This window comes from Klebsiella sp. K5-204 (genome assembly GCF_030128585.1).
Taxonomy (GTDB): domain Bacteria; phylum Pseudomonadota; class Gammaproteobacteria; order Enterobacterales; family Enterobacteriaceae; genus Klebsiella; species Klebsiella quasipneumoniae.
This window is the reverse complement of record NZ_JAKUZS010000007.1, coordinates 98,521-125,021: the sequence shown is the minus strand read 5'-3', so window position 1 is coordinate 125,021 and position 26,501 is coordinate 98,521. Positions and strand designations below refer to the sequence as shown.

General features: G+C 58.6%; 22 protein-coding genes. 5 read left to right on the top strand and 17 right to left on the bottom strand.

Features of this window, described 5'->3' with window-relative positions; genetic code table 11:
- Positions 1-5: 5 nt before the first annotated feature.
- The 9 genes from cydA to sdhC form a co-directional block, all read right to left on the bottom strand.
- Positions 6-1,574: a cytochrome ubiquinol oxidase subunit I gene (gene cydA / locus MKR05_RS18715; RefSeq protein WP_002895047.1), complete on the bottom strand. Its 1,569-nt coding sequence runs from the start codon at positions 1,572-1,574 to the stop codon at positions 6-8.
- Positions 1,575-2,402: 828 nt separating this feature from the next.
- Positions 2,403-3,272 carry a succinate--CoA ligase subunit alpha gene (gene sucD / locus MKR05_RS18710; RefSeq protein ID WP_004885990.1) on the bottom strand — a complete coding sequence of 290 codons (870 nt, stop codon included), beginning with the start codon at positions 3,270-3,272 and terminating at the stop codon, positions 2,403-2,405.
- Complete coding sequence (sucC, locus tag MKR05_RS18705; protein ID WP_002895039.1) at positions 3,272-4,438, bottom strand: ADP-forming succinate--CoA ligase subunit beta; 1,167 nt, start codon at positions 4,436-4,438, stop codon at positions 3,272-3,274. The genes sucD and sucC overlap by 1 nt, the downstream gene beginning before the upstream one ends.
- A 103-nt stretch (positions 4,439-4,541) precedes the next feature.
- Complete coding sequence (gene odhB, locus MKR05_RS18700; protein ID WP_023288876.1) at positions 4,542-5,768, bottom strand: 2-oxoglutarate dehydrogenase complex dihydrolipoyllysine-residue succinyltransferase; 1,227 nt, start codon at positions 5,766-5,768, stop codon at positions 4,542-4,544.
- A gap of 14 nt (positions 5,769-5,782) precedes the next feature.
- Entirely contained in the window at positions 5,783-8,590 is a 2,808-nt protein-coding gene (gene sucA / locus MKR05_RS18695; RefSeq protein WP_023288875.1) for a 2-oxoglutarate dehydrogenase E1 component, read from the bottom strand.
- Positions 8,591-8,981: 391 nt separating this feature from the next.
- Positions 8,982-9,698 carry a succinate dehydrogenase iron-sulfur subunit SdhB gene (gene sdhB, locus MKR05_RS18690; RefSeq protein WP_023288874.1) on the bottom strand — a complete coding sequence of 239 codons (717 nt, stop codon included), beginning with the start codon at positions 9,696-9,698 and terminating at the stop codon, positions 8,982-8,984.
- A gap of 15 nt (positions 9,699-9,713) precedes the next feature.
- Positions 9,714-11,480, bottom strand: a complete 1,767-nt coding sequence (gene sdhA, locus MKR05_RS18685; protein WP_004179067.1) for a succinate dehydrogenase flavoprotein subunit — start codon at positions 11,478-11,480, stop codon at positions 9,714-9,716.
- Positions 11,480-11,827, bottom strand: coding sequence for a succinate dehydrogenase membrane anchor subunit (gene sdhD / locus MKR05_RS18680; protein WP_002894949.1), 348 nt, complete (start codon positions 11,825-11,827; stop codon positions 11,480-11,482). Before sdhD ends, sdhA begins: the two co-directional genes overlap by 1 nt.
- The gene (gene sdhC / locus MKR05_RS18675; protein WP_004142216.1) at positions 11,821-12,225 is read right to left on the bottom strand and encodes a succinate dehydrogenase cytochrome b556 subunit; all 405 of its coding nucleotides are present in this window, start codon (positions 12,223-12,225) and stop codon (positions 11,821-11,823) included. The genes sdhD and sdhC overlap by 7 nt, the downstream gene beginning before the upstream one ends.
- 640 nt (positions 12,226-12,865) lie before the next feature.
- On the opposite strand from sdhC, the gene gltA reads away from it, so the two are divergent.
- Positions 12,866-14,149 carry a citrate synthase gene (gene gltA / locus MKR05_RS18670; RefSeq protein ID WP_023288873.1) on the top strand — a complete coding sequence of 428 codons (1,284 nt, stop codon included), beginning with the start codon at positions 12,866-12,868 and terminating at the stop codon, positions 14,147-14,149.
- Between the two features lie 85 nt (positions 14,150-14,234).
- Here the strand turns inward: gltA and nei are convergent, their stop codons facing one another.
- The 6 genes from nei to MKR05_RS18640 are packed head-to-tail and all read right to left on the bottom strand — an operon-like array spanning position 14,235 to position 18,798.
- Positions 14,235-15,026, bottom strand: a complete 792-nt coding sequence (nei, locus tag MKR05_RS18665) for an endonuclease VIII (RefSeq protein ID WP_238874934.1) — start codon at positions 15,024-15,026, stop codon at positions 14,235-14,237.
- Positions 15,027-15,041: 15 nt separating this feature from the next.
- The gene (pcp, locus tag MKR05_RS18660) at positions 15,042-15,686 is read right to left on the bottom strand and encodes a pyroglutamyl-peptidase I (RefSeq protein WP_238874937.1); all 645 of its coding nucleotides are present in this window, start codon (positions 15,684-15,686) and stop codon (positions 15,042-15,044) included.
- A 29-nt stretch (positions 15,687-15,715) separates the two neighbouring features.
- Positions 15,716-16,468 (bottom strand): 5-oxoprolinase subunit PxpA, encoded by a 753-nt coding sequence (gene pxpA / locus MKR05_RS18655; RefSeq protein WP_044521673.1) that lies wholly within the window; start codon positions 16,466-16,468, stop codon positions 15,716-15,718.
- Positions 16,458-17,390 carry a 5-oxoprolinase subunit PxpC gene (gene pxpC / locus MKR05_RS18650; RefSeq protein WP_023288869.1) on the bottom strand — a complete coding sequence of 311 codons (933 nt, stop codon included), beginning with the start codon at positions 17,388-17,390 and terminating at the stop codon, positions 16,458-16,460. Before pxpC ends, pxpA begins: the two co-directional genes overlap by 11 nt.
- A complete protein-coding gene (gene pxpB / locus MKR05_RS18645; protein WP_044521671.1) occupies positions 17,384-18,040 on the bottom strand; it encodes a 5-oxoprolinase subunit PxpB in 657 nt (218 codons plus the stop codon). Before pxpB ends, pxpC begins: the two co-directional genes overlap by 7 nt.
- 14 nt (positions 18,041-18,054) lie before the next feature.
- Entirely contained in the window at positions 18,055-18,798 is a 744-nt protein-coding gene (locus tag MKR05_RS18640) for a type 2 GTP cyclohydrolase I (RefSeq protein WP_004885970.1), read from the bottom strand.
- A 267-nt stretch (positions 18,799-19,065) separates the two neighbouring features.
- On the opposite strand from MKR05_RS18640, the gene MKR05_RS18635 reads away from it, so the two are divergent.
- The gene (locus tag MKR05_RS18635) at positions 19,066-20,544 is read left to right on the top strand and encodes an MFS transporter (protein ID WP_032455154.1); all 1,479 of its coding nucleotides are present in this window, start codon (positions 19,066-19,068) and stop codon (positions 20,542-20,544) included.
- Here the strand turns inward: MKR05_RS18635 and phrB are convergent.
- Positions 20,516-21,958 carry a deoxyribodipyrimidine photo-lyase gene (gene phrB, locus MKR05_RS18630; RefSeq protein WP_064155119.1) on the bottom strand — a complete coding sequence of 481 codons (1,443 nt, stop codon included), beginning with the start codon at positions 21,956-21,958 and terminating at the stop codon, positions 20,516-20,518. The two genes, MKR05_RS18635 and phrB, sit on opposite strands and share 29 nt — an antisense overlap.
- Positions 21,959-22,140: 182 nt before the next feature.
- A complete protein-coding gene (locus MKR05_RS18625; protein ID WP_004142243.1) occupies positions 22,141-22,350 on the bottom strand; it encodes a DUF2517 family protein in 210 nt (69 codons plus the stop codon).
- A gap of 307 nt (positions 22,351-22,657) precedes the next feature.
- Between MKR05_RS18625 and kdpF the strand changes: the two genes are divergently transcribed.
- Genes kdpF through kdpB form a run of 3 tightly spaced genes read left to right on the top strand, consistent with a single transcriptional unit; the run spans position 22,658 to position 26,495 of the window.
- Positions 22,658-22,747 carry a K(+)-transporting ATPase subunit F gene (gene kdpF / locus MKR05_RS26985; RefSeq protein WP_020323459.1) on the top strand — a complete coding sequence of 30 codons (90 nt, stop codon included), beginning with the start codon at positions 22,658-22,660 and terminating at the stop codon, positions 22,745-22,747.
- Entirely contained in the window at positions 22,747-24,426 is a 1,680-nt protein-coding gene (gene kdpA, locus MKR05_RS18615) for a potassium-transporting ATPase subunit KdpA (protein WP_060589633.1), read from the top strand. Before kdpF ends, kdpA begins: the two co-directional genes overlap by 1 nt.
- Positions 24,427-24,446: 20 nt before the next feature.
- Entirely contained in the window at positions 24,447-26,495 is a 2,049-nt protein-coding gene (kdpB, locus tag MKR05_RS18610) for a potassium-transporting ATPase subunit KdpB (RefSeq protein WP_004885966.1), read from the top strand.
- Positions 26,496-26,501: the final 6 nt, after the last annotated feature.

Genomic DNA, 26,501 nt, shown 5'->3' with positions numbered 1-26,501 from the left:
CTGTCTTAGCGTGCCGACTGAATAGCCGCAGAGGACTGTTCAAAGTGATAGCGGCCGGTTTTCAGGCTGCTAGGTCCTTTGCGGGCAAACTTGAACATCAGGAACAGTTCAGCCACCAGGAACAGCGTGTACAGACCGCAGATCAGCAACATAGAGAAGATCAGATCGCCCGCGGTCAGCGACGAGTTGGCCACCGCCGTCGGCAGGACTTCACCAATCGCCCACGGCTGACGGCCGTATTCGGCAACAAACCAGCCCGACTCCACGGCAATCCACGGCAGCGGCAGGCCATAGAACGCGGCGCGCAGCAGCCATTTTTTCTCGCCGATACGGTTACGAATCACGCTCCAGAAGGAGGCGCCGATAATCAACAGCATCAGGATGCCGCACGCCACCATGATACGGAAGGCGAAGTACAGCGGTGCGACGCTTGGAATAGAGTCTTTGGTGGCTTTGGCGATCTGCTCTTCCGTGGCGTCAGCGACGTTCGGGGTATAGCGTTTCAGCAGCAGACCATAGCCGAGATCTTTCTTCACGTTATTGAACTGGTCGCGAACGGCCTGGTCGGTGGAACCGGCGCGCAGTTGCTCCAGTAGCGCGTAGGCTTTCATGCCGTTACGGATACGCTCTTCGTGCTGAACCATCAGATCCTTCAGACCGATAACCGGCTTATCCACCGAGCGGGTGGCAATGATGCCCAGCGCGTAGGGGATCTGGATGGCGAAGTGGTTGGTTTGCGCATTCTGATCGGGAATACCAAACAGGGTAAAGGCCGCCGGCGCAGGCTGGGTTTCCCACTCTGCTTCGATAGCCGCCAGTTTGGTTTTCTGCACGTCACCCATTTCGTAACCGGATTCGTCACCCAGCACAATAACGGAGAGGATCGCCGCCATACCGAAGCTGGCTGCGATGGCGAAGGAGCGCTTAGCAAAGGCAAAGTCACGGCCTTTCAGCATGTACCAGGAGCTGATAGCCAGGATAAACATCGCACCGGTGACATAGCCAGACGCCACAGTGTGAACGAATTTCACCTGAGCAACCGGGTTGAGCACCAGTTCGGAGAAGCTGACCATCTCCATACGCATGGTTTCAAAGTTGAAGTCCGATGCGATAGGGTTCTGCATCCAGCCGTTAGCGACGAGGATCCACAGCGCGGAGAGGTTGGAGCCCAGAGCGACCAGCCAGGTGACGGCCATATGCTGAACTTTACCCAGACGATCCCAACCGAAGAAGAACAGACCTACAAAGGTGGATTCGAGGAAGAAGGCCATCAGACCTTCAATGGCCAGCGGCGCACCGAAGATATCGCCCACGTAGTGTGAGTAATACGACCAGTTAGTCCCGAACTGGAACTCCATGGTCAGACCGGTCGCCACACCCAGCGCGAAGTTGATACCAAACAACTTGCCCCAGAATTTGGTCATATCTTTATAAATCTGTTTGCCGGAAAGGACGTAGACCGTTTCCATGATGGCCAGCAGGAACGCCATACCGAGCGTCAGTGGCACAAACAGGAAGTGGTACATCGCGGTCAAGGCAAACTGTAAGCGCGACAGTTCGACTATATCTAACATCATGACTCCTTGCTCATCGCATGAAGACTCCGAAAATGAACCGAGAAGCTCTGGCTCATACGCATGCCCCAATACAAATTTTTATTTGTCGCCCGCCCGGAGCGGGTTTCAACCGAAAGTGAAACCACGCCAGGACAAGGTTACAAATACGTTAACGAAAAACCCAATTGATTCCCCAATATATTACGCCGCAATAACCTTACAATAAATATGTTTTTATTGTTCCAGTTTTACATTTTTCGACGGTGATCAATATATAGCGAAGATGGCCGGTTTAGGCCAATTTGACTTGAGACAATTTAACGTTTTTTGAAGGATTTTTCCAAGCATTAAGTATTGATATAAATCAATTTTTACTCTGCGTGTTAATTATGTAGCTCAATAAAGAATATTGGTAAACCCAATGTTAATGCTGTGTTTAAAGTATGCCTTGATTGGTTACTAAAAAGGGAAAGATGAGAATCATAGGTAATATTATTTAACGCCACAGGAAAAAAATAAAAAAAAGAGCCGATCCGATTAATGCTAGACCGCTCACAGTATTTTTTCCTGCTTTCTTCTCCCCTCCCCCACTCCTTTTTTTACTGTCTGTTTCGTTACCCTGCGGTACGACCAGGGCAAATTTTCATTTCCGACAACCGCGCGTCGATAATATTTATGAAATAATTCATAAAATCAATATGATAGATAAGGTTTTTGCCACACGCAGGGTTTACTGACGCAGCGGCGTACGGAAGAAGCGGACAACGGCCAAAAAAAAGGCCACCTGACGGTGGCCAACCATGTCGAAATCGGACAGATTTCTGCTTGCGGATAAGCAGAGAGGGTTTACTTGATGATAGCTTTCAGCGCTTCGCCGATATCGGCCAGGCTGCGAACGGTTTTCACACCGGCTGCTTCCAGGGCTGCGAATTTCTCATCGGCAGTACCTTTACCGCCAGCGATGATGGCGCCAGCATGGCCCATACGCTTGCCCTTCGGCGCGGTCACGCCGGCGATGTAACCGACAACCGGCTTGGTCACGTGCTCTTTGATGTAGGCAGCCGCTTCTTCTTCCGCGCTACCGCCGATCTCACCGATCATCACGATCGCTTCGGTCTGCGGGTCTTCCTGGAACAGCTTCAGGATATCGATGAAGTTAGAGCCCGGGATCGGGTCGCCGCCGATACCGACGCAGGTAGACTGACCGAAGCCGTAGTCGGTGGTCTGCTTAACTGCTTCATAGGTCAGGGTACCGGAACGGGAAACGATGCCCACTTTACCCGGCTTGTGAATGTGACCCGGCATGATGCCGATTTTGCATTCGCCCGGCGTGATCACGCCTGGGCAGTTCGGGCCGATCATACGCACGCCCGCTTCGTCCAGTTTCACTTTCACGGTCAGCATATCCAGCGTCGGGATACCTTCGGTGATGGTGATAATCAGCTTAATGCCCGCGTCAATCGCTTCCAGAATGGAATCTTTGCAGAACGGCGCCGGAACGTAGATCACGGTCGCGGTGGCGCCGGTCGCTTCAACGGCTTCGCGCACGGTGTTGAACACCGGCAGGCCCAGGTGAGTGGTGCCGCCTTTGCCTGGCGTCACGCCGCCAACCATTTGCGTACCGTAAGCGATCGCTTGTTCAGAGTGGAAGGTCCCCTGGCTACCGGTGAAGCCCTGGCAGATAACCTTGGTATCTTTATTAATTAAAACTGACATTATTTCCCCTCCACTGCGGCAACAACCTGCTGTGCTGCGTCCGTCAGACTTTTCGCTGCAATAATATTCAGGCCGCTGTCAGCCAGTTTTTTCGCGCCCAGTTCGGCGTTGTTACCTTCCAGACGAACCACGACCGGAACGTTAACCCCAACTTCCGCTACCGCACCGATGATGCCGTCAGCGATCAGGTCGCAACGTACGATACCGCCGAAGATGTTCACCAGCACCGCTTTCACGTTGTCATCAGAGAGGATGATTTTGAACGCTTCGGTGACGCGCTCTTTGGTCGCACCGCCGCCCACGTCGAGGAAGTTAGCCGGTTCGCCGCCGTGCAGTTTAACGATGTCCATGGTACCCATCGCCAGGCCTGCGCCGTTAACCATGCAGCCGATGTTGCCGTCCAGCGCGACGTAGTTCAGTTCCCACTGCGCCGCCTGCGCTTCACGCGGATCTTCCTGCGACTGGTCGCGCATTTCGCGCAGATCCGGCTGGCGGAACAGCGCGTTGCCGTCAGCGCCCAGTTTGCCGTCGAGGCAGATCAGGTCGCCCTGCTTAGTGATAACCAGCGGGTTGATTTCGATCAGCGCCAGGTCGCGCTCCAGGAAAATGGTCGCCAGGCCCATGAAGATCTTGGTGAACTGCTGAACCTGTTTACCTTCCAGACCCAGTTTGAACGCCAGTTCACGACCTTGATAAGGCATCGGGCCCGCCAGCGGATCGATGGCGATCTTGTGGATCAGGTGCGGGGTCTCTTCCGCCACTTTTTCGATTTCCACGCCGCCTTCGGTAGAGGCCATGAACACTACGCGACGGGAGCTACGGTCAACGACCGCGCCCAGGTACAGCTCTTTGTCAATATCGGTCGCCGCTTCAACCAGGATCTGGTTAACCGGCTGGCCGTTCGCATCTGTTTGATAGGTCACCAGACGTTTGCCCAGCCAGTGCTCGGCAAATGCGCGGATCTCTTCTTTGCTCTTCACCACTTTCACACCGCCCGCTTTGCCGCGGCCACCAGCGTGAACCTGACATTTCACTACCCACGGACCCGCGCCGATTTTTGAAGCGGCTTCTTCTGCTTCACGCGGAGTAGTACAGGCATAACCCACCGGCGCCGGTAAGCCATAGCGGGCAAAAAGTTGTTTTGCCTGATATTCATGTAAGTTCATGTGTTCAGTCCATCCTTCAGGGTGTAATTATCTTTAAACCTGTAGGCCTGATAACGGCGTTAACGCGTGTTATCCGGCCTACGGTAGGTAATACGCTTGCTGACTACACGTCCAGCAGCAGACGGGTCGGATCTTCCAGCAGCTCTTTAATCGCCACCAGGAAGCCTACCGATTCACGTCCGTCGATCAGACGGTGGTCGTAGGAGAGCGCCAGGTACATCATCGGCAGGATCTCTACCTTGCCATTCACCGCCATCGGACGGTCTTTAATGGCATGCATACCCAGGATGGCGCTCTGCGGTGGGTTGATGATCGGCGTGGACATCAGGGAGCCGAACACGCCGCCGTTGGTAATGGTGAAGTTACCGCCGGTCAGGTCGTCTACGGTCAGCTTGCCGTCACGGCCTTTCACCGCCAACTCTTTAATATTCTTTTCGATATCCGCCATGCCCAGCAGGTCAACGTCACGCAGAACCGGGGTGACCAGGCCGCGTGGAGTGGATACGGCCATGCTGACGTCGAAGTAGTTGTGGTACACCACGTCGTCGCCATCGATAGAGGCGTTCACTTCCGGATAGCGTTTCAGCGCTTCCACGACCGCTTTCACGTAGAAGGACATAAAGCCCAGACGGATGCCGTGACGTTTTTCGAACGCGTCGCCGTACTGCTTACGCAGATCCATGATTGGCTTCATGTTGACTTCGTTGAACGTGGTCAGCATGGCGGTGGAGTTTTTCGCTTCCAGCAGACGCTCGGCCACACGTTTACGCAGGCGGGTCATCGGGACGCGTTTTTCAGAGCGGTGGCCCAGCTGCGGCGCCGGCGCGGCTGCCGGGGCAGCGGCTGGCGCTTTGGCTTCTGCCGCCGCCGGGGCTTTCGCCAGATGTTTCTCGACATCTTCGCGGGTCAGGCGGCCGCCGACGCCGGTGCCTTTGATGGCCGCCGCGTCGAGGTTGTGTTCAGCCAGCAGACGACGGATCGCCGGGCTCAGCGCATCGTTGTTCTGCTCTTCCAGAGAGGCCTGCTGACGCTGCGCCGGCGTGGACGCTTTCGCATCGGCTTTTTCGCTGCTTTCTTTACCTGCGCTGTTACCTTCGCGCAGGCGGCCAAGGATCTGGCGAGACAGGACGGTAGCGCCCTCGTCTTCCAGCACTGCATCCAGAATGCCGTCCGCTGATGCCGGTACTTCCAGTACCACTTTGTCAGTTTCGATTTCGACCAGGACTTCGTCACGGACGACCGCGTCGCCCGGTTTTTTGTGCCAGGTGGCGACGGTTGCGTCAGCTACGGACTCAGGCAGGTCGGGAACCAGAATATCTACGCTACTCATTGTGTATCCTTTAATTAATCGACGTTCAGCGCGTCATTGACCAGATCTTGTTGCTGTTTCTGGTGAACGGACATATACCCTACCGCCGGAGAGGCGGAGGCCGGGCGGCCTGCATAACGCAGAGAGGCCCCAAACGGAATCACTTCACGGAAGTGATGCTGGCTGCAGTACCATGCGCCCTGGTTGAGCGGCTCTTCCTGGCACCAGACAAAATCATGTACGTGCGCATACGCTTTCAGCGCATCCTGCACCGCCTGATGCGGGAACGGATAGAGCTGCTCGATACGAACGATAGCGACATCTTTTTGCTCGTTTTTACGGCGCTGTTCCAGCAGGTCGTAGTAAACCTTACCAGAGCACAGCACCACGCGCTTCACAGCCTGCGGATCAAGTTGATCGATTTCACCGATGGCCGGCAGGAAAGTGCCGTTTGCCAGCTCATCCATGCTGGAGACCGCCAGCGGATGACGCAGCAGCGACTTCGGCGACATCACCACCAGCGGACGACGCATACCGCGCAGCGCCTGACGACGCAGCATGTGGTACACCTGCGCCGGCGTGGACGGCACGCATACCTGCATATTCTGCTCAGCGCACAGCTGCAGATAACGCTCCAGACGGGCGGAGGAGTGCTCCGGGCCCTGGCCTTCGTAGCCGTGCGGCAGAAGCATCACCAGGCCGCACATCCGGCCCCACTTCTGCTCACCGGAGGAGATGAACTGGTCGATCACCACCTGCGCGCCGTTGGCGAAGTCGCCAAACTGCGCTTCCCAGATGGTCAGGGTGCGCGGCTCTGCAGTGGCGTAACCATATTCAAACGCCAGCACCGCTTCTTCAGACAGCACGGAGTCCCAAACGCGGAACTGGCCCTGACCGTTATGGACATGCTGCAGCGGGGTGTAGGTTGAACCATTGGTCTGGTTATGGATCACCGCATGACGGTGGAAGAAGGTGCCGCGACCGGAGTCTTCCCCGGACAGACGCACCGGAATACCTTCGTCAACCAGCGTGGCGTAGGCCAGGTTTTCAGCGCCGCCCCAATCGAACAGCTTCTCACCTGCCGCCATCGCCTGGCGGTCGGCGTAAATTTTCGCCACGCGGGACTGCATTTCGATACCTTCCGGCACCGTACTGATGCGTTTGGCCAGCTCCTGCAGACGCTTCGGCTCCACTTTATCCGGATAGCTCTCGTCCCACTCATGGTTGAGGTACGGCGACCAGGTAAAGGAGTGCATGTTCATCGGACGCCATTCCTTCACCACGCATTCGCCGGCATCCAGCGCATCGCGGTAGAGGTTAACCTGCTCGGTAGCATCTTCCAGGGTCGCGACCTTGTCCTGCTCCAGCTTGTCAGCATAGATTTTGCGCGGAGTCGGGTGCTTTTTGATCTTCTGATACATCAGCGGCTGGGTTGCGCTCGGCTCATCGGCTTCGTTATGGCCGTGACGGCGGTAGCACACCAGGTCGATGAAGACATCGCGTTTGAAGGTATTGCGGAAATCCAGCGCCAGACGGGTGACGAAAGCGACCGCTTCCGGGTCGTCGGCGTTGACGTGGAAAATCGGCGCCTGCACCATTTTACCGATGTCGGTGCAGTACGGGGTCGAACGCGCATCCAGCGGGTTAGAGGTCGTGAAGCCCACCTGGTTGTTGATAACGATGCGCACGGTCCCGCCCACTTCGTAACCGCGGGCTTTGGACATGTTCAGGGTTTCCTGAACCACGCCCTGGCCGGTCACCGCGGCGTCGCCGTGGATAGTGATCGGCAGAACCTTGTTGCTGCTCGGCTCGTCCAGACGATCCAGACGGGCGCGTACGGAACCGATCACCACCGGGCTGACGATCTCGAGGTGCGACGGGTTAAACGCCAGCGCCAGGTGCACCAGACCGCCTTCGGTTTCTATATCGGAAGAGAAGCCCATGTGGTACTTCACATCGCCGGTACCAAGGTGTTCTTTATGTTTGCCGGCAAACTCGTCGAACAGGTCCTGCGGTTTTTTACCCAGCACGTTGACCAGCACGTTGAGACGGCCACGGTGCGCCATGCCCAGCACCACTTCACGGGTGCCGCTCTTACCCGCATGGCGGATCATCTCTTTGAGCATGGGGATCAGGGCGTCGCCACCCTCCAGCGAGAAGCGCTTCGCCCCCGGGAATTTGGCGCCGAGGTAGCGCTCTAGTCCTTCCGCGGCAGTCAGTTCGCCGAGGAAACGTTTTTTCTCTTCCGCGGTAAAGCTCGCTTTGCCGGCTACCGATTCAATGCGCTGCTGGATCCAGCGTTTTTCTTCGGTAGAGGTGATATGCATGTATTCCGCGCCGATGGAGCCGCAGTAGGTTTGCTTAAGGGCGGCAATCAGCTCGCCCAGCTTCATCGTGTCTTTACCGATGGCAAATGAACCTACGTTATAGCTTTCCTGGAAATCGGCCTCGGTCAGATCGTGGTAGGCCGGATCGAGATCCGCCACTCTCTCTTGCTTCCACAGCCCCAGCGGATCGAGATTCGCATGCTGGTGGCCACGGAAACGGTATGCGTTGATGAGCTGCAGGACTTTAACCTGCTTCACATTGGTGTCTGGGTCGGAAATCGAAGAAGTGTAACGTGAGGCATCCTTCGCCAGTCGACGGAAATAATCACGCGTTTTGGAATGAAATTGATCCGGTTTAACTCCGGTGCCAGGTAACTGCTGGAACATTGAACGCCAGTTGGCGTCAACAGAGTCAGGATCGGTTAAGAAGTCTTCATAGAGCTGTTCTATCCAGCTCTGGTTCGAACCAGAGAGGTAAGAAGAGTCCAGCCAGGCTTTCATTGCGCCGTTCTGCATCGTGATCCCTTAAGCATTCATATGCTTATTTCGCCGTAGAAACTACCACGCACACCGAGTGCACGTGCCGGGGTTCACTTGTTGCGGACGAGTTGTGGTTTCTATCCGCTAAGGAACCTTTAAAAACTGCCATTAATCTTCGGCGTTCAGGCTGCGGTTGCGTTAGCTGCCTTCACTTACCCCGGTCACATAGTTCACTATGCTCCCGGGGATGCGTTCAGTTGCCGCCTTACCTCGCTCGGAACGCCTTGATTACTGGTACATATTTGGCGGTTTTTAAAGATTTCCTGCTATATCTATTGCCTGATGGCGCTTCGCTTATCAGGCCTACAAAATATGCTCCTGTAGGCCGGATAAGACGTTTACGTCGCCATCCGGCAACTAAAACAACTTACGCGCTGCGCTGCAGCAGCATCGACTTAATATGGCCGATGGCGCGCGTCGGGTTCAGCCCCTTAGGACACACACTGACGCAGTTCATAATGCTGTGACAGCGGAATACGCTGAAAGCATCGCTCAGGCCGTCCAGACGCTCGCTGGTTTCGGTATCGCGACTGTCGATCAGGAAGCGATACGCGGCCAACAGGCCGGCCGGGCCGATGAACTTGTCCGGGTTCCACCAGAACGACGGGCACGAGGTCGAACAACATGCGCACAGAATACACTCGTACAGGCCATCGAGCTTCTCACGCTGCTCAGGCATCTGCAGATGCTCGCGAGCCGGAGGATTTTGCCCATTATTCAACAAGTAAGGCTTAATCTTCTCATATTGTGCATAGAATTGCCCCATGTCCACCACCAAATCACGGATAACCGGTAATCCTGGCAGCGGGCGGATAACAATCTTCTTGCCCGGCTGATTCAGCGCGGAGATCGGCGTGATGCACGCCAGACCGTTTTTCCCGTTCATGTTCAGGCCATCGGAACCGCAGACCCCTTCACGGCAGGAGCGGCGAAACGACAGCGACGGATCTTTTTCTTTCAGCTGGATCAGCGCATCCAGCAGCATCATGTCACGACCTTCTTCCGCGTCGAGGGTGTAATCCTGCATGTGCGGAGCGTCGTCAACATCCGGGTTATAGCGATAAATTGAAAACTCGAGTTTCATTTTCCTGTCTCCGCATTAATAAGTACGAATCTTCGGCGGGAATGCCGGACGCAGTTTCGGTTCCATGTTGACGCTACGACGCGTCATGGATTCCGACTCTGGCAGATACAGGGAATGGCACAGCCAGTTTTCATCATCACGATCCGGGAAGTCGAAGCGGCTGTGAGCGCCACGGCTCTCGGTACGGAAGTTAGCGGATACGGCGGTCGCGTAAGCGGTTTCCATCAGGTTATCCAGCTCCAGGCACTCAACGCGCTGGGTGTTGAACTCGCTGGAGGTATCGTCGAGACGGGCGTTTTTCAGGCGCTCGCGGATCACTTTCAGCTGTTCCAGACCTTTGTGCATCGCATCGCCTTCGCGGAACACCGAGAAGTTATGCTGCATACATTCCTGCAGCGCTTTGCGGATCGCCACCGGATCTTCACCGGAACGGGTGTTGTTCCAGCGGTTGAGGCGGTCCAGCGAGCCTTCGATATCGGATTCGCTGGCGTCGCGCAGCGTGCCCTGCTCGGCGATAGACTCCTGCAGATGCAGACCCGCCGCGCGGCCGAAGACCACCAGGTCGAGCAGCGAGTTGCCGCCCAGACGGTTGGCGCCGTGGACCGATACGCAGGCGATTTCGCCCACCGCGAACAGACCCGGGATCACCACGTCTTCGCCCTTCTCATTGACGGTCAGCGCCTGGCCGGTCACTTTGGTCGGAATACCGCCCATCATGTAGTGGCAGGTTGGGATAACCGGGATCGGCTCTTTCACCGGATCGACGTGAGCAAAGGTGCGGGACAGCTCAAGGATACCCGGCAGACGAGATTCCAGAACCTCTTTACCCAGGTGATCCAGTTTCAGTTTCGCGTGCGGGCCCCACGGACCGTCGCAGCCGCGGCCTTCGCGGATCTCGATCATGATGGAACGCGCCACCACGTCACGACCCGCCAGGTCTTTCGCGTTCGGCGCATAACGCTCCATAAAGCGCTCGCCGTGTTTATTCAGCAGATAACCGCCTTCGCCGCGGCAACCTTCGGTGACCAGAACCCCGGCCCCGGCGATACCGGTCGGGTGGAACTGCCACATTTCCATATCCTGCACCGGCACGCCGGCGCGGATGGCCATCCCGACGCCGTCACCGGTATTGATGTGGGCGTTGGTGGTGGACTGATAGATACGGCCTGCGCCGCCGGTCGCCAGCACGGTGGCGCGGGCTTTAAAGTAGACCACTTCGCCGGTCTCGATGCACAGGGCGGTACAACCCACCACCGCGCCGTCCTGGTTTTTCACCAGATCGAGGGCATACCATTCGGAGAAGATAGTGGTGTGGTTTTTGAGGTTCTGCTGGTACAGGGTGTGCAGCAGGGCGTGGCCGGTACGGTCAGCCGCCGCCGCGGTACGCGCCGCCTGCTCGCCGCCGAAGTTCTTCGACTGGCCGCCGAACGGGCGCTGATAAATACGGCCGTCGTCAAGACGGGAGAATGGCAAGCCCATATGCTCCAGCTCGAGAATCGCTTCCGGGCCGGTCTTACACATATATTCGATGGCGTCCTGGTCGCCGATATAGTCCGACCCTTTGACGGTGTCGTACATATGCCATTCCCAGTTATCTTCATGGGAGTTACCGAGCGCGACGGTGATACCACCCTGCGCGGATACGGTGTGCGAACGGGTCGGGAAAACTTTGGAGAGCAGCGCACAGGTCTGTCCGCTCTGGGAAATTTGCAGCGCCGCGCGCATACCTGCGCCGCCGGCACCGATGACAACAGCATCAAACTCTCTGACTGGCAATTTCATTACACACCCCACACCACAACAAATCCATAAAGAACGTAAGCCACCAGCGCCACAACGATAGCCAGTTGCAGAACCAGGCGCAGAGCCAGTGGTTTAACGTAGTCCGTTAACACCTGCCACATCCCGATCCAGGCATGGATAAGAATGGAAACGAGAGCCAGCAGAGTGAAGACTTTAGTGAAGCCGGAGGCAAAGAATCCGGTCCACACTTCCCATGAGATTTCACCGGTGGTCGCGAAGAAGCCAACCATGTAGATGATGTAGAGGGTCAGAACGATGGCGGTAGCACGGACCAGAATAAAGTCATGTACGCCGTTGCGTCCCAGTGCTGAGGCGTTGCTTACCATACGAGGACTCCTGCGAGAAGTGAAAGCACGACAGTAATAACAAAAGAAATCTTGGCGGAACGTTTCCCTGCTTCGAGGGTTTCGTCCAGGTAGCCAAAGTCCATCATCAGATGGCGGATACCAACAACGACGTGATAGGCCAGCGCGGTGAGAATGCCCCACATGATGAACTTCACAAAGAAGCTATCCATGATCGAGGCCGCCGTCAGAAAACCTTCAGGGGAGGAGAGGCTGGTGCCCAGCAGCCAAAGCAGAATTCCGACCGCCACGAAGGTGATGACACCGGAAACGCGATGGAGAATGGACGCTATCGCCGTGATTGGGAACCGTATCGTTTGTAGATCCAGATTGACAGGTCTTTGTTTTTTCACATTTCTTACCATGAATAACGCCCACATGCTGTTCTTATTGTTTCCTTCCTCCGGTCTGCTTGCGGGTCAGACAGCGTCCTTTCTATAACCAGAAGTCATGTTAAAACGTCTTTTCAGGCATTAAAACATCACTAAACAACGCTGGGTGGCTCGGGATTGCAGGGTGTTCCGGAGACCTGGCCGCAGTATAGGCCGTTCACAAAATCATTACAATTAACCTACATATAGTTTGTTGGGTTTTCTCCGGAACAGTGATCAAGGTCACGATAACAACATTTTTTTAATTTTTAATCACCTGATTTGACAAATATTAAACATTCTTGTTACAACCATTACCAGTTAAATGCAATAATGCTCAAAAGTTATGAGGTCACGCTTTCACCTGAGAATAAGTTATGTAACAGTGTGTCAGTATTGACCGATGTAATCAGGACAGTTATTAGTGGTATACAGGTTTTAATATTCGGACTGCTAAAACGCTGATTTGCTGTTGTTTCACCGCAGCCCTGAAGAACGTGCCATCAAGCGCCGTTGCTCTGTACCCTGCCCTTTTCGCTGACGCAGAGCTGTGTGCAACATAACAAACTGGTAACGTATACGGGCGCGGGCCGAAAGCAAATCCACCACCCGGCAGTCTTAAGCAATAAAGGCGCTAAGGAGACCATAAATGTCTGATGCTAAAGCAAAAATCACCCTGGGTGGTGACACTGCTATTGAACTGGATGTGCTAAAAGGCACGCTCGGTCAGGATGTTATTGATATTCGTAGTCTTGGTTCAAAAGGCGTATTTACCTTTGACCCAGGTTTCACATCTACCGCTTCCTGTGAATCTAAAATTACGTTTATCGATGGTGACGAGGGGATCCTGCTGCACCGTGGCTTCCCGATCGACCAGTTAGCGACCGAATCAAACTATCTTGAAGTTTGTTACATTCTGCTAAACGGTGAAAAACCGACCCAGGCCGAATATGACGAATTCAAAACCACCGTCACCCGCCACACCATGATCCATGAGCAGATTACTCGTCTGTTTCATGCGTTCCGTCGCGATTCTCACCCGATGGCCGTTATGTGCGGGATCACCGGCGCCCTGGCGGCGTTCTATCACGACTCCCTCGACGTGAATAACCCGCGTCACCGTGAAATTGCCGCCTATCGCCTGCTGTCCAAAATGCCGACCATGGCAGCCATGTGTTACAAGTATTCTATCGGCCAGCCGTTTGTTTATCCGCGCAATGACCTCTCCTACGCCGGCAACTTCCTGCGCATGATGTTCGCCACGCCGTGCGAAGAGTACGAAGTTAATCCGGTGCTGGAGCGCGCAATGGACCGTATTCTGATCCTGCACGCCGATCACGAACAGAACGCCTCGACCTCGACGGTACGTACTGCGGGCTCTTCCGGCGCTAACCCGTTCGCTTGTATCGCAGCCGGCATCGCCTCCCTGTGGGGACCGGCGCACGGCGGCGCCAACGAAGCGGCGCTGAAAATGCTGGAAGAGATCAGCTCCGTTGAGCACATTCCGGAATTTGTTCGTCGTGCGAAAGACAAGAATGACTCTTTCCGCCTGATGGGCTTCGGCCATCGTGTGTACAAAAACTACGACCCGCGCGCCACCGTGATGCGTGAAACATGCCATGAAGTGCTGAAAGAGCTGGGCACCAAAGACGACCTGCTGCAGGTGGCCATGGAGCTGGAGCATATCGCGCTGAACGACCCGTACTTCATCGAGAAGAAACTCTACCCGAACGTCGACTTCTACTCCGGTATCATCCTGAAAGCGATGGGTATTCCGTCCTCCATGTTTACCGTTATCTTCGCCATGGCGCGTACCGTGGGCTGGATTGCGCACTGGAACGAAATGCACAGCGATGGCATGAAAATCGCCCGTCCGCGTCAGCTCTATACCGGCTACGAAAAACGCGATTTCCAGTCCGACATCAAGCGTTAATCTCGCTGTCCGGATGATAAAAACGCGCCTGATGGCGCGTTTTTTTATGCCTGACGATGAGGTCTGGCGCTGCCTGGCCGCCGGCTTAATGCTGGCAGCGCGGGCACCAGTAAAACGGCCGCGAGGAGAGCATCGTCTTCTCAATCACGCCCCCGCAGCGCTCGCACTGTTCGCCATCGCGATGGAACACCTTAAAGCGGAACAGCGCGCCGTGGTGCTTGTTGTCATCGGGCTGGCCGCGGGTGCGATAAGAAAGCCGCGGGATATCGAGCAGCGCGTGCGCCAGCGCATCCAGTTGTATTGCATTCAGCTCCGAGGCCTTATGCTGCCCGGTCAGCCCCACCTGCCAGAGGATTTCCACCCGCAGATAGTTTCCCAGCCCGGCAAGAAAAGCCTGATCCAACAGCAGGCCGGAAAACTGACGATGGCGGAATTTGGCCGACAGCAGCCGCGCTTTCACCTGCTCCGCGGTTAACGTCATATCCAGTACGTCCGGACCGATGCGCAGCAAGAACGGATGGTTGGCCACCTGCTCCGCTGTGAGCATCTCAATGTCCGACGCGCTGTAGAGCAAAATCGCCTCGCTGGCGGTCTGGAGCCTGACGCGCAGCACCCGGTTAGAGGCGGGCTGTTCGCCAGCGTCAACCACGCGCCAGACGCCGTACAGCTGATTATGGCTGTACAGGGTCAGGCCGCCGGAGAAGCGGGTCAGCAGGGCTTTGCCCCGGGTGTCGATATGGGTAACCCGCTGACCAATCAGCGGGGTTTGGTAGGGTTGCAACCGGGGAAAGGCGAACCAGACGTCGGTTAAGGGTTCGTCTTTGATTGCCGCCTCCAGTGTATCCGCCGCGCGGCGGATCTCCGGACCTTCCGGCATACTGTCATCCTTTTGTCAGTGGGTGGCGCCGCCGCCCAGTTTACTGTCCACCAGCTGGCGCAGGGCCACGGCAATGGCCGTCTCCAGCGCCTCACGCACGGTGGCGATCGCCATACTCGGCTCACCGGGATGGGCCGCCGCCTGCGCCGGTAGCCATGGAATATGGATAAAACCGCCTCTCACCTCAGCCTGACCCTGCAGCCTGTGCAACAGGCCGTACATGACGTGGTTGCAGACGAAGGTGCCGGCGGTCTGCGACACCGAGGCCGGGATCCCGCGATCGCGCAGCGCGCTGACGATCGCTTTGATCGGCAAGGTGCTGAACCACGCCGCCGGCCCGCCGTCGACGATCGGCGTGTCGATGGGTTGCTGGCCTTTGTTATCGGGGATGCGCGCATCATCGACGTTGATCGCCACACGTTCGACGCTGATATCGACCCGACCGCCGGCCTGCCCCACCGCGATAACCAGCTTCGGCTGCAGGTCCTCTATCGCCGCGTCGAGCGCCGACAGCGCCTCGCCAAACACGCAGGGAAGCTGCCGGGCGGTCACCGGCTGGCCAGCAATCATAGTGCCGTCAAGCTGCTGCACCACTTCCCAGGAAGGGTTCACCGTCTCGCCGTCAAAGGGTTCGAAACCGGTGAGTAATACTCCCGCCACCATCCTCTCCTTCGCGGTCATGCCGATTGTCATATCTCAGCCTCAGGCTGAGCGCTGACCAGAATATGGCGCCCGGCGAACGCCGCCCGCAAACGGCGGGCAAAATCGAGGGCATGCGGACCATCACCGTGCAGACATACCGTCTGCGCCACCACGTTCGCCCATTCGCCGCTGACGCTGCGCACCCGGTGGTGTTGCACCATCTCGAGGGTTTGCGCCAGGGCCTGCTCTTCGCTGTCAATCAGCGCCCCGGGCTGGCTGCGCGGCACCAGGCTGCCGTCGGCCAGATAACCGCGATCGGCAAACACCTCCTGACGCGTCGTCAGACCATAGCGCTGTCCGGCGCGGATCAATTCGCTGCCCGCCAGACCCACCAGCACCAGCTGCGGGTTAACATCGCGGACCGCGCGGGCGATCGCGTCGGCCAGCGGCGGCGATTTGGCCGCCTGGTTGTAGAGCATGCCGTGCGGCTTCACGTGCTGCAGCTCGCCGCCCTGCGCCTGAACGATCGCCGCCAGAGCGCCAATCTGATACAGCGTCTGGGCATAGACCGTTTCCGGCGGTAGATCCATCGCCGTGCGGCCAAAATTTTCCCGGTCGGGATATCCCGGATGGGCGCCCACCGCCACGCCGTACTTTAGCGCCTCGCGCACGCTCTGCACCATCAGCCCGGCGTCGCCGGCGTGAAAACCACAGGCGATATTCGCCGATGACACCAGCTGGAGCAGCGCGCTATCGTTCGCCCCGCCTTCCCCGAGATCGGCATTAAGATCAATCATCATCGTGGAGTCTCCAGGCCAGTTGTTCCAGATAACGCTGGCGATCGGCCCGCGCCTTCAGCGCCTCCTCCAGCGAGCAGGCCACGAAATGGATTGGCTGCCCCAGCGGGATCTGCGCCAGCTGATACATATCGGCATCGATAATGCAGGCGATCCGCGGATAGCCGCCGGTGGTTTGCGCGTCGTTCATCAGCACAATGGGCTGGCCGTTGTGCGGCACCTGCACCACGCCCGGCAGCAGGCCGTGCGACAGCATTTCACGATCGGTGGTGCGTTTCAGCGGCTGCCCCTGCAGACGGTACCCCATGCGGTTACTCTGCGGACTGAGCTTCCAGGGGGCGCGCCAGAATGACGCCTGCGAGGCCTCGTCAAATTCATGGTACTCCGGCCCGGGCAGCGCACGAATGCGGTTGCCCAGCGGCAGCTGCTTGACGCCGCGCGGGGTGGTGAAGCGGCGGGCGGCTTTCCCGAGCTTCAGTTTGTCGCCATCCTGCAGGCGGCGTCCTTCCAGACCGCCAATCCCCGCCTTGAGATCCGTGCAGCGCGAGCCAAGGACCTCGGGGACCGCAATCCCGCCCGCCACCGCCAGATAGCTACGAATGCCATGCTGGGGCGTTTTCAGCACCAGCCGCTGCCCGGCCCGGTAGGCGGTGCGCCAGCCCACCCAGACCGCTTTACCGTCCAGCGTCGCTTCGCAGGCGGCGCCGGTCAGCGCAAACCAGCCGCTGCGGGCAAATTCGATCTCCACCTGGCCGAGGGTAATCTCCAGCCCGGCGGCATTCGCCTCGTTGCCAACCAGCAGATTGGCAATCACCAGCGAGGGATAATCCAGGGCGCCGCAGCGGCTGATGCCAGACTGGCGCAGGCCTTCTCGTCCACCGTCCTGTACAGAGGTGTACAGGCCGGCGCGGATCAAGGTCAACATACCCCCTCCTTTTGCGGCACAAAGCGAATTTTATCGCCCACGCGCAGTAGCGCAGGCTCCTTCCGCGCCGGGTCGAACAGCGTCAGCGCGGTGCGCCCCAGCAGCTGCCAGCCGCCGGGCGTCGCCAGCGGATAGATACCGGTTTGCGCGCCGCCGATACCCACCGACCCGGCCGGGACGAGCACGCGCGGTTCGGCGCGACGCGGCGTCGCCAGCGCCGCAGGCAGCCCGCCCAGGTAGGGAAATCCCGGCTGAAAACCAATAAACCAGACCAGATATTCCACCGAGGCGTGCAGCTCCACGACCTGTTTTTCACTCAGGCCGCTGTGCTGCGCCACTACCCCGAGGTCCGGTCCGGCCTCGCCGCCGTAGACGACCGGAACAGACAGCGAGCGCGACTCTGGCTCGATCGCGAGGCTCTCCTCCCACCAGCGCTGCAGACGGTCTATCGCCTCCCACGCCACCTCCTGCGGGCGGCGGAGCACCACAGTGATATTGTTCATGCCGGGAATGGCGTCAATCACCTCTTCATGGTTCGCCAGACGCTGGGCTAATCCCCAGATCCGTTGCTGGCTTTCAAGGGTAACCGGCGGCTCCAGCTCCAGCACGACAGCCGTTTCTCCTAACAGATAACAACGCGCTCGCTGCACTTTTCTCTCTCCCGTCAGGCAGGGTTAGGAATATCAATAAAGGTGACATCCAGGTCGGTGGTTTCCGTCAGCCATTCGCTGAGGGCGCGAATGCCGCCCCGCTCGGTGGCGTGGTGGCCGGCGGCATAAAAATGCAGGCCCTGCTCGCGGGCAGAGTGGATGGTTTGTTCCGACACCTCGCCGGTGATAAACGCGTCCACGCCAAAGCGCGCCGCGGCGTCGATAAAGCTCTGGCCGCCCCCGGTACACCAGGCGACGCGGCTGACGGTGTCCGGCCCGGTATCGCCGCACCACAGCGGCTTGCGTCCCAGCCGCGCTTCAATCCACGAGGCCAGCTCGAGGCCGGACACCGGCATCGACAGTTCGCCCCAGGGCACCAGCGGTTCGATTTCGCCCAGCACGTTAATCCCCAGCAGATGCGCCAGCTGCGCGTTATTGCCCAGCTCGGGATGGGCATCCAGCGGCAGGTGCCAGCCGTAGAGATTGATATCGTTGGCCAGCAGGGTTTTCAGGCGCCGGCGCTTCATGCCGCGGATCACTGGCGATTCGTTTTTCCAGAAATAGCCGTGATGGACGATTACCGCATCCGCCTGCAGGCGGACGGCCTCATCCAGCAGCGCCTGGCTGGCCGTGACTCCGGTGACGATCTTGTGCACCGTGTCGCGCCCTTCCACCTGCAGACCGTTAGGGGCGAAGTCACTGATGGCTGCGCTATTGAGCTTGTCGTTTATCAGTTGTTCCAGTTCGCTATTTTTCATCGCCACTCCAGCAGATAATCAGGGTATACAAAGGCATAACATAACCAGATCCATTCGGGTCGTCGATAGTCCGCCTCCGACACTGACGATGACTTTTTACCGAATAGCGCAATTTGTCTATTCATCCCGCCGCGCATTCGTGTATATTTATGCACTAATAAAGCATATTAAATAATCAGAAAGCCCCTCAAGCCATGAATATGACTAATTAAACGCTATTCATGCAGAACGATCGACTTTCGCTTTACGCCAGGAAACACACTTCTCATGAAGACAACATCATCGCAACCGCGGGCGATTTACTACGTCGTGGCGCTGCAAATCTGGGAATACTTTAGCTTCTACGGCATGCGCGCCCTGCTGATCCTCTATCTCACCAATCAGCTTAAATATGACGATAACCACGCTTACGCCCTGTTCAGCGCCTACTGTTCGCTGGTCTATGTGACGCCGATCCTCGGCGGCTATCTGGCCGATAAGCTGTTAGGCAACCGGATGGCGGTCATGCTCGGCGCGCTGCTGATGGCCATTGGCCATCTGGTGCTCGGGGCCAGCGAAACCGCCCCGGTCTTCCTCTACCTGTCGCTGGCGATCATCGTCTGCGGCTACGGGTTGTTTAAATCCAACGTCAGCTGTCTGCTGGGCGAGCTGTACGAACCCGCCGATCCGCGTCGCGATGGCGGTTTCTCGCTGATGTATGCCGCGGGCAATATCGGCTCGATCATCGCGCCGATCGCCTGCGGCTACGTCCAGGAGGAGTATAGCTGGGCGATGGGCTTTGCCCTGGCGGCCATCGGCATGGTGGCGGGACTGGTGATTTTCCTCTGCGGCAACCGTCACTTCCAGCATACCGCCGGCGTGAACCGCCAGGCGCTGTGCGCCCGTCGCTTCCTGCTGCCGAACTGGGGCTGGCTGCTGGTGCTGCTGGTCACTGCTCCGCTGCTGATTGCCGTGCTGTTCTGGCAGGAGTGGTCGGTATATGCCCTGATCGTGGCCACGGCCATTGGCCTCGCGGTGCTGGCGCGGATCTACCTGCGCGCCGAGACCGATAAACAGCGCAAGGATCTGCGCCTGATCGTCGTCCTGACCGCTTTCAGCCTGCTGTTCTGGGCCTTCGCCCAACAGGGCGGCAGCTCCATCAGCCTGTATATTGACCGCTTCGTTAACCGCCATATCATGAGCTACGAAGTCCCTACCGCTATGTTCCAGTCGATCAACGCCTTCGCGGTGATGCTCTGCGGCATGGTGCTGGCGTGGCTGGTGAAAGAGAGCGTCGGCGGTAATCGCACCGTGCGCATCTGGGGAAAATTTGCCCTCGGTCTGGGCCTGATGAGCGCCGGGTTCTGCATCCTAACCCTCAGCGCCCGCTGGTCGGCGGCCTATGGTCAGTCATCCATGCCGCTGATGGTGCTGGGGCTGGCGGTGATGGGTTTTGCCGAACTGTTTATCGACCCGGTCGCGATGTCGCAAATCACCCGCATTGAGATCCCGGGGGTCACCGGGGTGTTGACCGGCATCTATATGCTGCTCTCCGGGGCTATCGCCAACTATCTGGCCGGCGTTATCGCCGACCAGACCTCGCAGGCGTCATTCGACGCCGCCGGGGCGGTGAACTACTCCATTGACGCCTACATCAACGTCTTCAGCCAGATCACCTGGGGCGCGCTGGCCTGCGTCGGCGTGGTGCTGGTCATCTGGCTGTATCACTCGCTGAAGGTCAGGACCCGCCGTCTGGCGGTGGAGTAATCCCCTTTCTGGCGGCCTCCCAGGCCGCCAGCGTCTCCTGCCGCGCCTGCTTGTGATCGACTATCGGGCGCGGATAATCCAGCGTAATCCCCTGTTTATCCGCCCACGCCCACGGCTGATGCAGCGCCTTCTCCGGCACCTTTGCCAGCTCCGGCAGCCAGCGACGCATAAACACCCCCTGCTTATCAAACTTCTCGCCCTGGGTGGTGGGATTAAATATGCGGAAATAGGGCGCGGCGTCGGTGCCCGTCGAAGCCGCCCACTGCCAGCCGCCGTTGTTCGCCGCCAGGTCGCCATCAATCAGCTGGCTCATGAAATAGCGCTCCCCTGCCCGCCAGTCGAGGCGCAGATCTTTAGTCAGGAAGCTGGCGACGATCATGCGCAACCGGTTATGCATCCAGCCGGTGGCGTTAAGCTGGCGCATGGCGGCATCGACAATCGGATAGCCGGTCTCCCCGCGCTGCCAGGCCTGCAGGGCGCCATCCTCTTCGCGCCAGGCGACCTTATCGGTCCAGGCGACAAACGGCCGTCCTTTACAGAGTTTCGGATAGTAGACCATCAGATGGCGGTAAAACTCGCGCCAAATCAGCTCATTAAGCCAGGTGGCGCCTGCCCCGCCGTCCAGCGCGGCGGGGTGTTCCGTCAGCAGCCGATGCAGGCACTGGCGCGGCGACAGCACCCCGGTGGCCAGGCAGGGCGACAGGCGACTGGTCCCTTCCACGGCCGGGAAGTCGCGCTGCCCCTCATAATCCGCCGCCGGTTGCTGACAAAACGTGCGCAGCCGCGCCAGCGCCGTTTTTTCATCCGCGGCAAACAGCAGCCCATCGAACGGCGTTTGCGGATAGTTGAGCTCCGGCGGCGGCGGCGCCTGGCGGGCGGGTGCCTCGCGCGGCTTTGGCGCGGCCACGCACGCCGGCAGCCCTTCCCGCAGCCGGCGAATAAACGCATTCTTAAACGGAGTGAAGACTTTATACATTTCGCCGCCGCCGGTCAGTACGCTGCCGGGCGGCAACAGGACGCTGTCGTCAAATCCCTGGCAAATCACTTCGCTCAAGGTGTTCTCAACGGCGGCATCGCGCTGGCGTTCATTGAATTCGTACTGATAGTTGTAGAACAGGTGACTGACCTGGTGCTGCTGGCAAAACTGGGCCAGCCGCTCGACGCTGGCGCTAAAATCGTCCGCCTCTTCTACCCACAACGGTATGCCACGCTCCGCCAGCGCGGCGTGCAGACTGTGCAAATGGCTGGCGATAAAAGCGGCCTGCCGCGGCGCCATATGATGCTCGCGCCACTGCCCCGGGGTGGCAATATAGAGCGCCAGCACCTGCGCCTGCGAATCGCGGCAGGCGGCGGCCAGCGCCAGGTTATCGTGAATGCGTAAATCCGTGCGTAACCAGACCAGATGGGTGGCCATATCACTCCTCATTATCCGTCAGCAAAACTCATCTCATGATCTAAGCCGGAAAAAATAGCGCGCTCCGGCAAAATAAGCACCTGCCAATTCCGCTGCGGCGCTTGCAACGAGTGTAGACAAGCGACGAAAAAAAACCGCCGGGGGCAACCGGCGGTTATTGGCTTTCATTGCAGCAGGGCGAATCAGTAGAAGTCGTGAGCGGCTTTTTCCGCCTGCGCCATCCACACCGGCTGCTCGCTGGTTTTCGACCACACCCGGTGCAGCCAGCTGTAATAGCGGGCGCGATCTTTCCAGAACAGCATCACCGGCAGCGCCGCGACGCCAGCCACGACGGCGAAAGCCCGACGCAGCAAAATAATATGAGCAGGATAAGCTTTGTACAACGCCATCATTTCTCTCCCCTTTGTCAGGCCGGCAAGTCGCGCCGGTAAAAAATTACCATGTTTGTTTGAGCAAAATAGTACCGCGTTGGTTGTAATTTTACTACTCATCCGACCACTAAAAAGCACGTATTTATACTTAATTTACATTCATCCCGTAAATTAGTTACGAAAAAGTTAAATTAATACTAACCATCAGTTAAATTGTGCCTTTGCCATTTTTATACTTTTTTTACACCGCGCCCGCGGATTTTTGCGAAATCTTTGCGCCGTAATTTCTATTCTCCTGGTAAATCAAAAACACACCCGGAGGTGGATTGTGACTGCAGGCGTACTCACTGGCGTTGGGCTGGTGTTCCTGTTACTGGCTTATCTGGTTTATGCCTTGATACATGCGGAGGCATTCTGATGGCTGCCCAGGGATTTTTATTATTAGCCAGCTACCTGCTGGTATTGCTGGCGCTGGCGCGCCCGCTGGGGATGTGTCTGGCGAGAATGGTGAACAACATCCCGCTTCCCGGCCTGGCCGGCGTCGAGCGCGTCCTGTGGCGCGTGGCCGGGATCCGCGCCGATGAGATGGGCTGGCTGCAGTATTTGCTGGCGATCCTGCTGTTTAACGCCCTCGGCGGCCTGGCGCTGTTTGCCCTGCTGATGCTCCAGGGCGTGCTGCCCTTTAACCCGCAGCACCTGCCGGGGCTGCCGTGGGATCTGGCGCTCAACACCGCGGTCAGCTTTGTCAGTAATACCAACTGGCAGGCTTACGCCGGCGAAAGCACCATGAGCTATCTCAGCCAGATGGTGGGGCTGACGGTGCAGAATTTCCTCTCCGCCGCCACCGGCATCGCCGTGGTCTTCGCCCTGACCCGCGCCTTCGCCCGACAGAAAATGTCCACCCTCGGCAATGCCTGGGTGGACCTGACGCGCATTACCCTGTGGCTGCTGCTGCCGCTCTCTCTGCTGGTGGCCCTGTTCTTTATTCAGCAAGGCGTGCCGCAGAACCTGCAGGCTTACCAGCCCTTTACCACCCTCGAAGGGGCGCACCAGCTGCTGCCGATGGGGCCTGTCGCCTCACAGGAAGCGATTAAGCTGCTGGGCACCAACGGCGGCGGTTTCTTTAACGCTAACTCCGCCCATCCGTTTGAAAACCCGACGGCGCTGACCAATCTCGTGCAGATGCTGGCCATCTTCCTGATCCCGGCGGCGCTGTGCTTCGCCTTCGGCGAGGTGGTGAGCGATCGCCGCCAGGGGCGCGCTATTCTGTGGGCGATGACGCTGATCTTTATCCTCTGCGTCGCCGTGGTGATGTGGGCGGAAACCCGCGGCAACCCGCACCTGTTGACGCTGGGCGCCGACAGCAGCCTGAATATGGAAGGTAAAGAGAGCCGCTTCGGTATTCTCGCCAGCAGTCTGTTCGCGGTGATCACCACCGCCGCCTCCTGCGGCGCGGTCAACGCCATGCATGACTCCTTCACCGCGCTGGGCGGGATGGTGCCGATGTGGCTGATGCAGATTGGCGAAGTGGTGTTCGGCGGCGTCGGCTCGGGTCTCTATGGCATGCTGCTGTTCGTTATGCTGGCAGTGTTTATCGCCGGGCTGATGGTCGGCCGCACCCCGGAGTACCTCGGGAAGAAAATCGATGTCCGGGAAATGAAAATGATCGCCCTGGCCATTCTGGTCACCCCGACGCTGGTGCTGCTTGGCACGGCGCTGGCGATGATGACCGAGGCCGGCCGCGCCGGGATGTTCAACCCCGGACCACACGGCTTTAGCGAGGTGCTGTACGCCGTCACCTCGGCGGCCAATAACAACGGCAGCGCCTTCGCCGGCCTGGGCGCGGCGACGCCCTTCTGGAACCTGCTGCTGGCGTTCTGCATGCTGGCTGGACGCTTCGCCGTCATCATTCCGGTGATGGCTATCGCCGGCTCGCTGGTGGCGAAGAAAATTCAACCGGCCAGCCCCGGTACCCTGGCCACCCACGACGCCCTGTTTATCGGTCTGCTGATCGGCACCGTGCTGCTGGTGGGCGCCCTGACCTTTATTCCTGCGCTGGCGCTTGGCCCGCTGGCCGAACACTTTTCCTTACTTTGAGCGATGCGGAGCCCCCTGTTATGAGTCGCAAACAATTAGCCCTGCTGGAGCCGACGCTGGTGCGCCAGGCGCTGCTGGATGCCGTGAAAAAACTCAGCCCGATGGTGCAGTGGCGCAATCCGGTGATGTTTATCGTCTGGGTGGGCAGCCTGTTAACCACCCTGCTGGCCATCGCCATGGCTGGCGGCGCTCTGACCGGCAGCGCCACGTTTACCGCCGCCATCAGTATCTGGTTATGGTTTACCGTGCTGTTCGCCAACTTTGCCGAAGCGATGGCGGAAGGCCGCAGCAAAGCCCAGGCCAATAGCCTGAAAGGGGTGAAAAAAACGGCCTTCGCCCGTAAGCTGCGCGCCCCGCAGCACGACGCGACGGTCGACCATGTGCCGGCGGAAGACCTGCGCAAAGGCGACGTGGTGCTGGTGGAAGCCGGGGATATTATCCCCTGCGATGGCGAAGTCATCGAAGGCGGCGCCTCAGTGGACGAAAGCGCCATTACCGGCGAGTCCGCGCCGGTGATCCGCGAATCCGGCGGCGATTTCGCCTCGGTGACCGGCGGGACGCGCATCCTCTCCGACTGGCTGGTGATCCGCTGCAGCGTCAACCCGGGAGAAACCTTCCTCGACCGGATGATCGCCATGGTGGAAGGCGCCCAGCGCCGTAAAACGCCGAACGAAATCGCCCTGACGATCCTGCTGATCGCCCTGACGCTGGTGTTCCTGCTGGCCACCGCCACCATCTGGCCATTCTCGGCCTGGAGCGGCAATGCGGTGAGCGTCACCGTGCTGGTCGCTCTGCTGGTGTGCCTGATCCCGACCACCATCGGCGGTCTGCTGTCGGCGATCGGCGTCGCCGGGATGAGCCGTATGCTGGGCGCCAACGTGATCGCCACCAGCGGCCGCGCGGTGGAGGCCGCTGGCGATGTCGATGTCCTGCTGCTGGATAAAACCGGGACCATTACGCTTGGCAACCGGCAGGCCTCCGCTTTCCTGCCGGCGCGCGGTGTGGAAGAGCGAACCCTCGCCGACGCCGCCCAGCTCTCCTCGCTGGCTGACGAAACCCCTGAGGGACGCAGCATCGTGGTGCTGGCGAAGCAGCGCTTCAACCTGCGCGAACGCGATCTGCAGTCGCTGCACGCCACCTTTGTCCCCTTTACCGCGCAAACGCGGATGAGCGGCATCAATATCGATCAGCGCATGATCCGTAAAGGCTCGGTGGACGCGATTCGCCGTCACGTGGAGGCCAACGGCGGCCACTTCCCTGCCGATGTCGAGAAGCAGGTGGAAGAGGTCGCCCGCCAGGGGGCCACGCCGCTGGTGGTTGCCGAAGGTGAAAAGGTGCTGGGGATTATTTCGCTCAAAGATATCGTCAAAGGCGGCATCAAAGAGCGTTTCGCCCAGCTGCGCAAAATGGGCATTAAAACGGTGATGATCACCGGCGATAACCGCCTCACCGCCGCGGCGATCGCCGCCGAGGCCGGCGTCGACGATTTCCTCGCCGAAGCGACGCCGGAAGCCAAGCTGGCGCTGATCCGCCAGTATCAGTCGGAAGGTCGGCTGGTGGCGATGACCGGCGACGGCACCAACGACGCGCCCGCGCTGGCCCAGGCCGACGTGGCGGTGGCCATGAACTCAGGCACCCAGGCGGCGAAAGAGGCGGGCAACATGGTCGACCTGGATTCCAACCCCACCAAACTGATTGAGGTGGTCCATATCGGCAAACAGATGCTGATGACGCGCGGCTCGCTGACCACCTTCAGTATTGCCAACGACGTGGCGAAATATTTCGCCATTATTCCGGCGGCGTTTGCCGCGGTCTATCCCCAGCTGGCGATGCTGAACGTGATGGGCCTGCATTCGCCATCGTCGGCGATCCTCAGCGCGGTTATCTTCAACGCGCTGATCATCGTCTTCCTGATCCCGTTGGCCCTGAAAGGGGTGAGCTATCGCCCGCTCTCCGCCTCGGCGATGCTGCGCCGCAACCTGTGGATCTACGGCCTCGGCGGTCTGCTGGTGCCTTTTATCGGTATTAAAGCCATTGACCTGCTGCTGACCCTGAGCGGTCTGGTGTGAGGAACA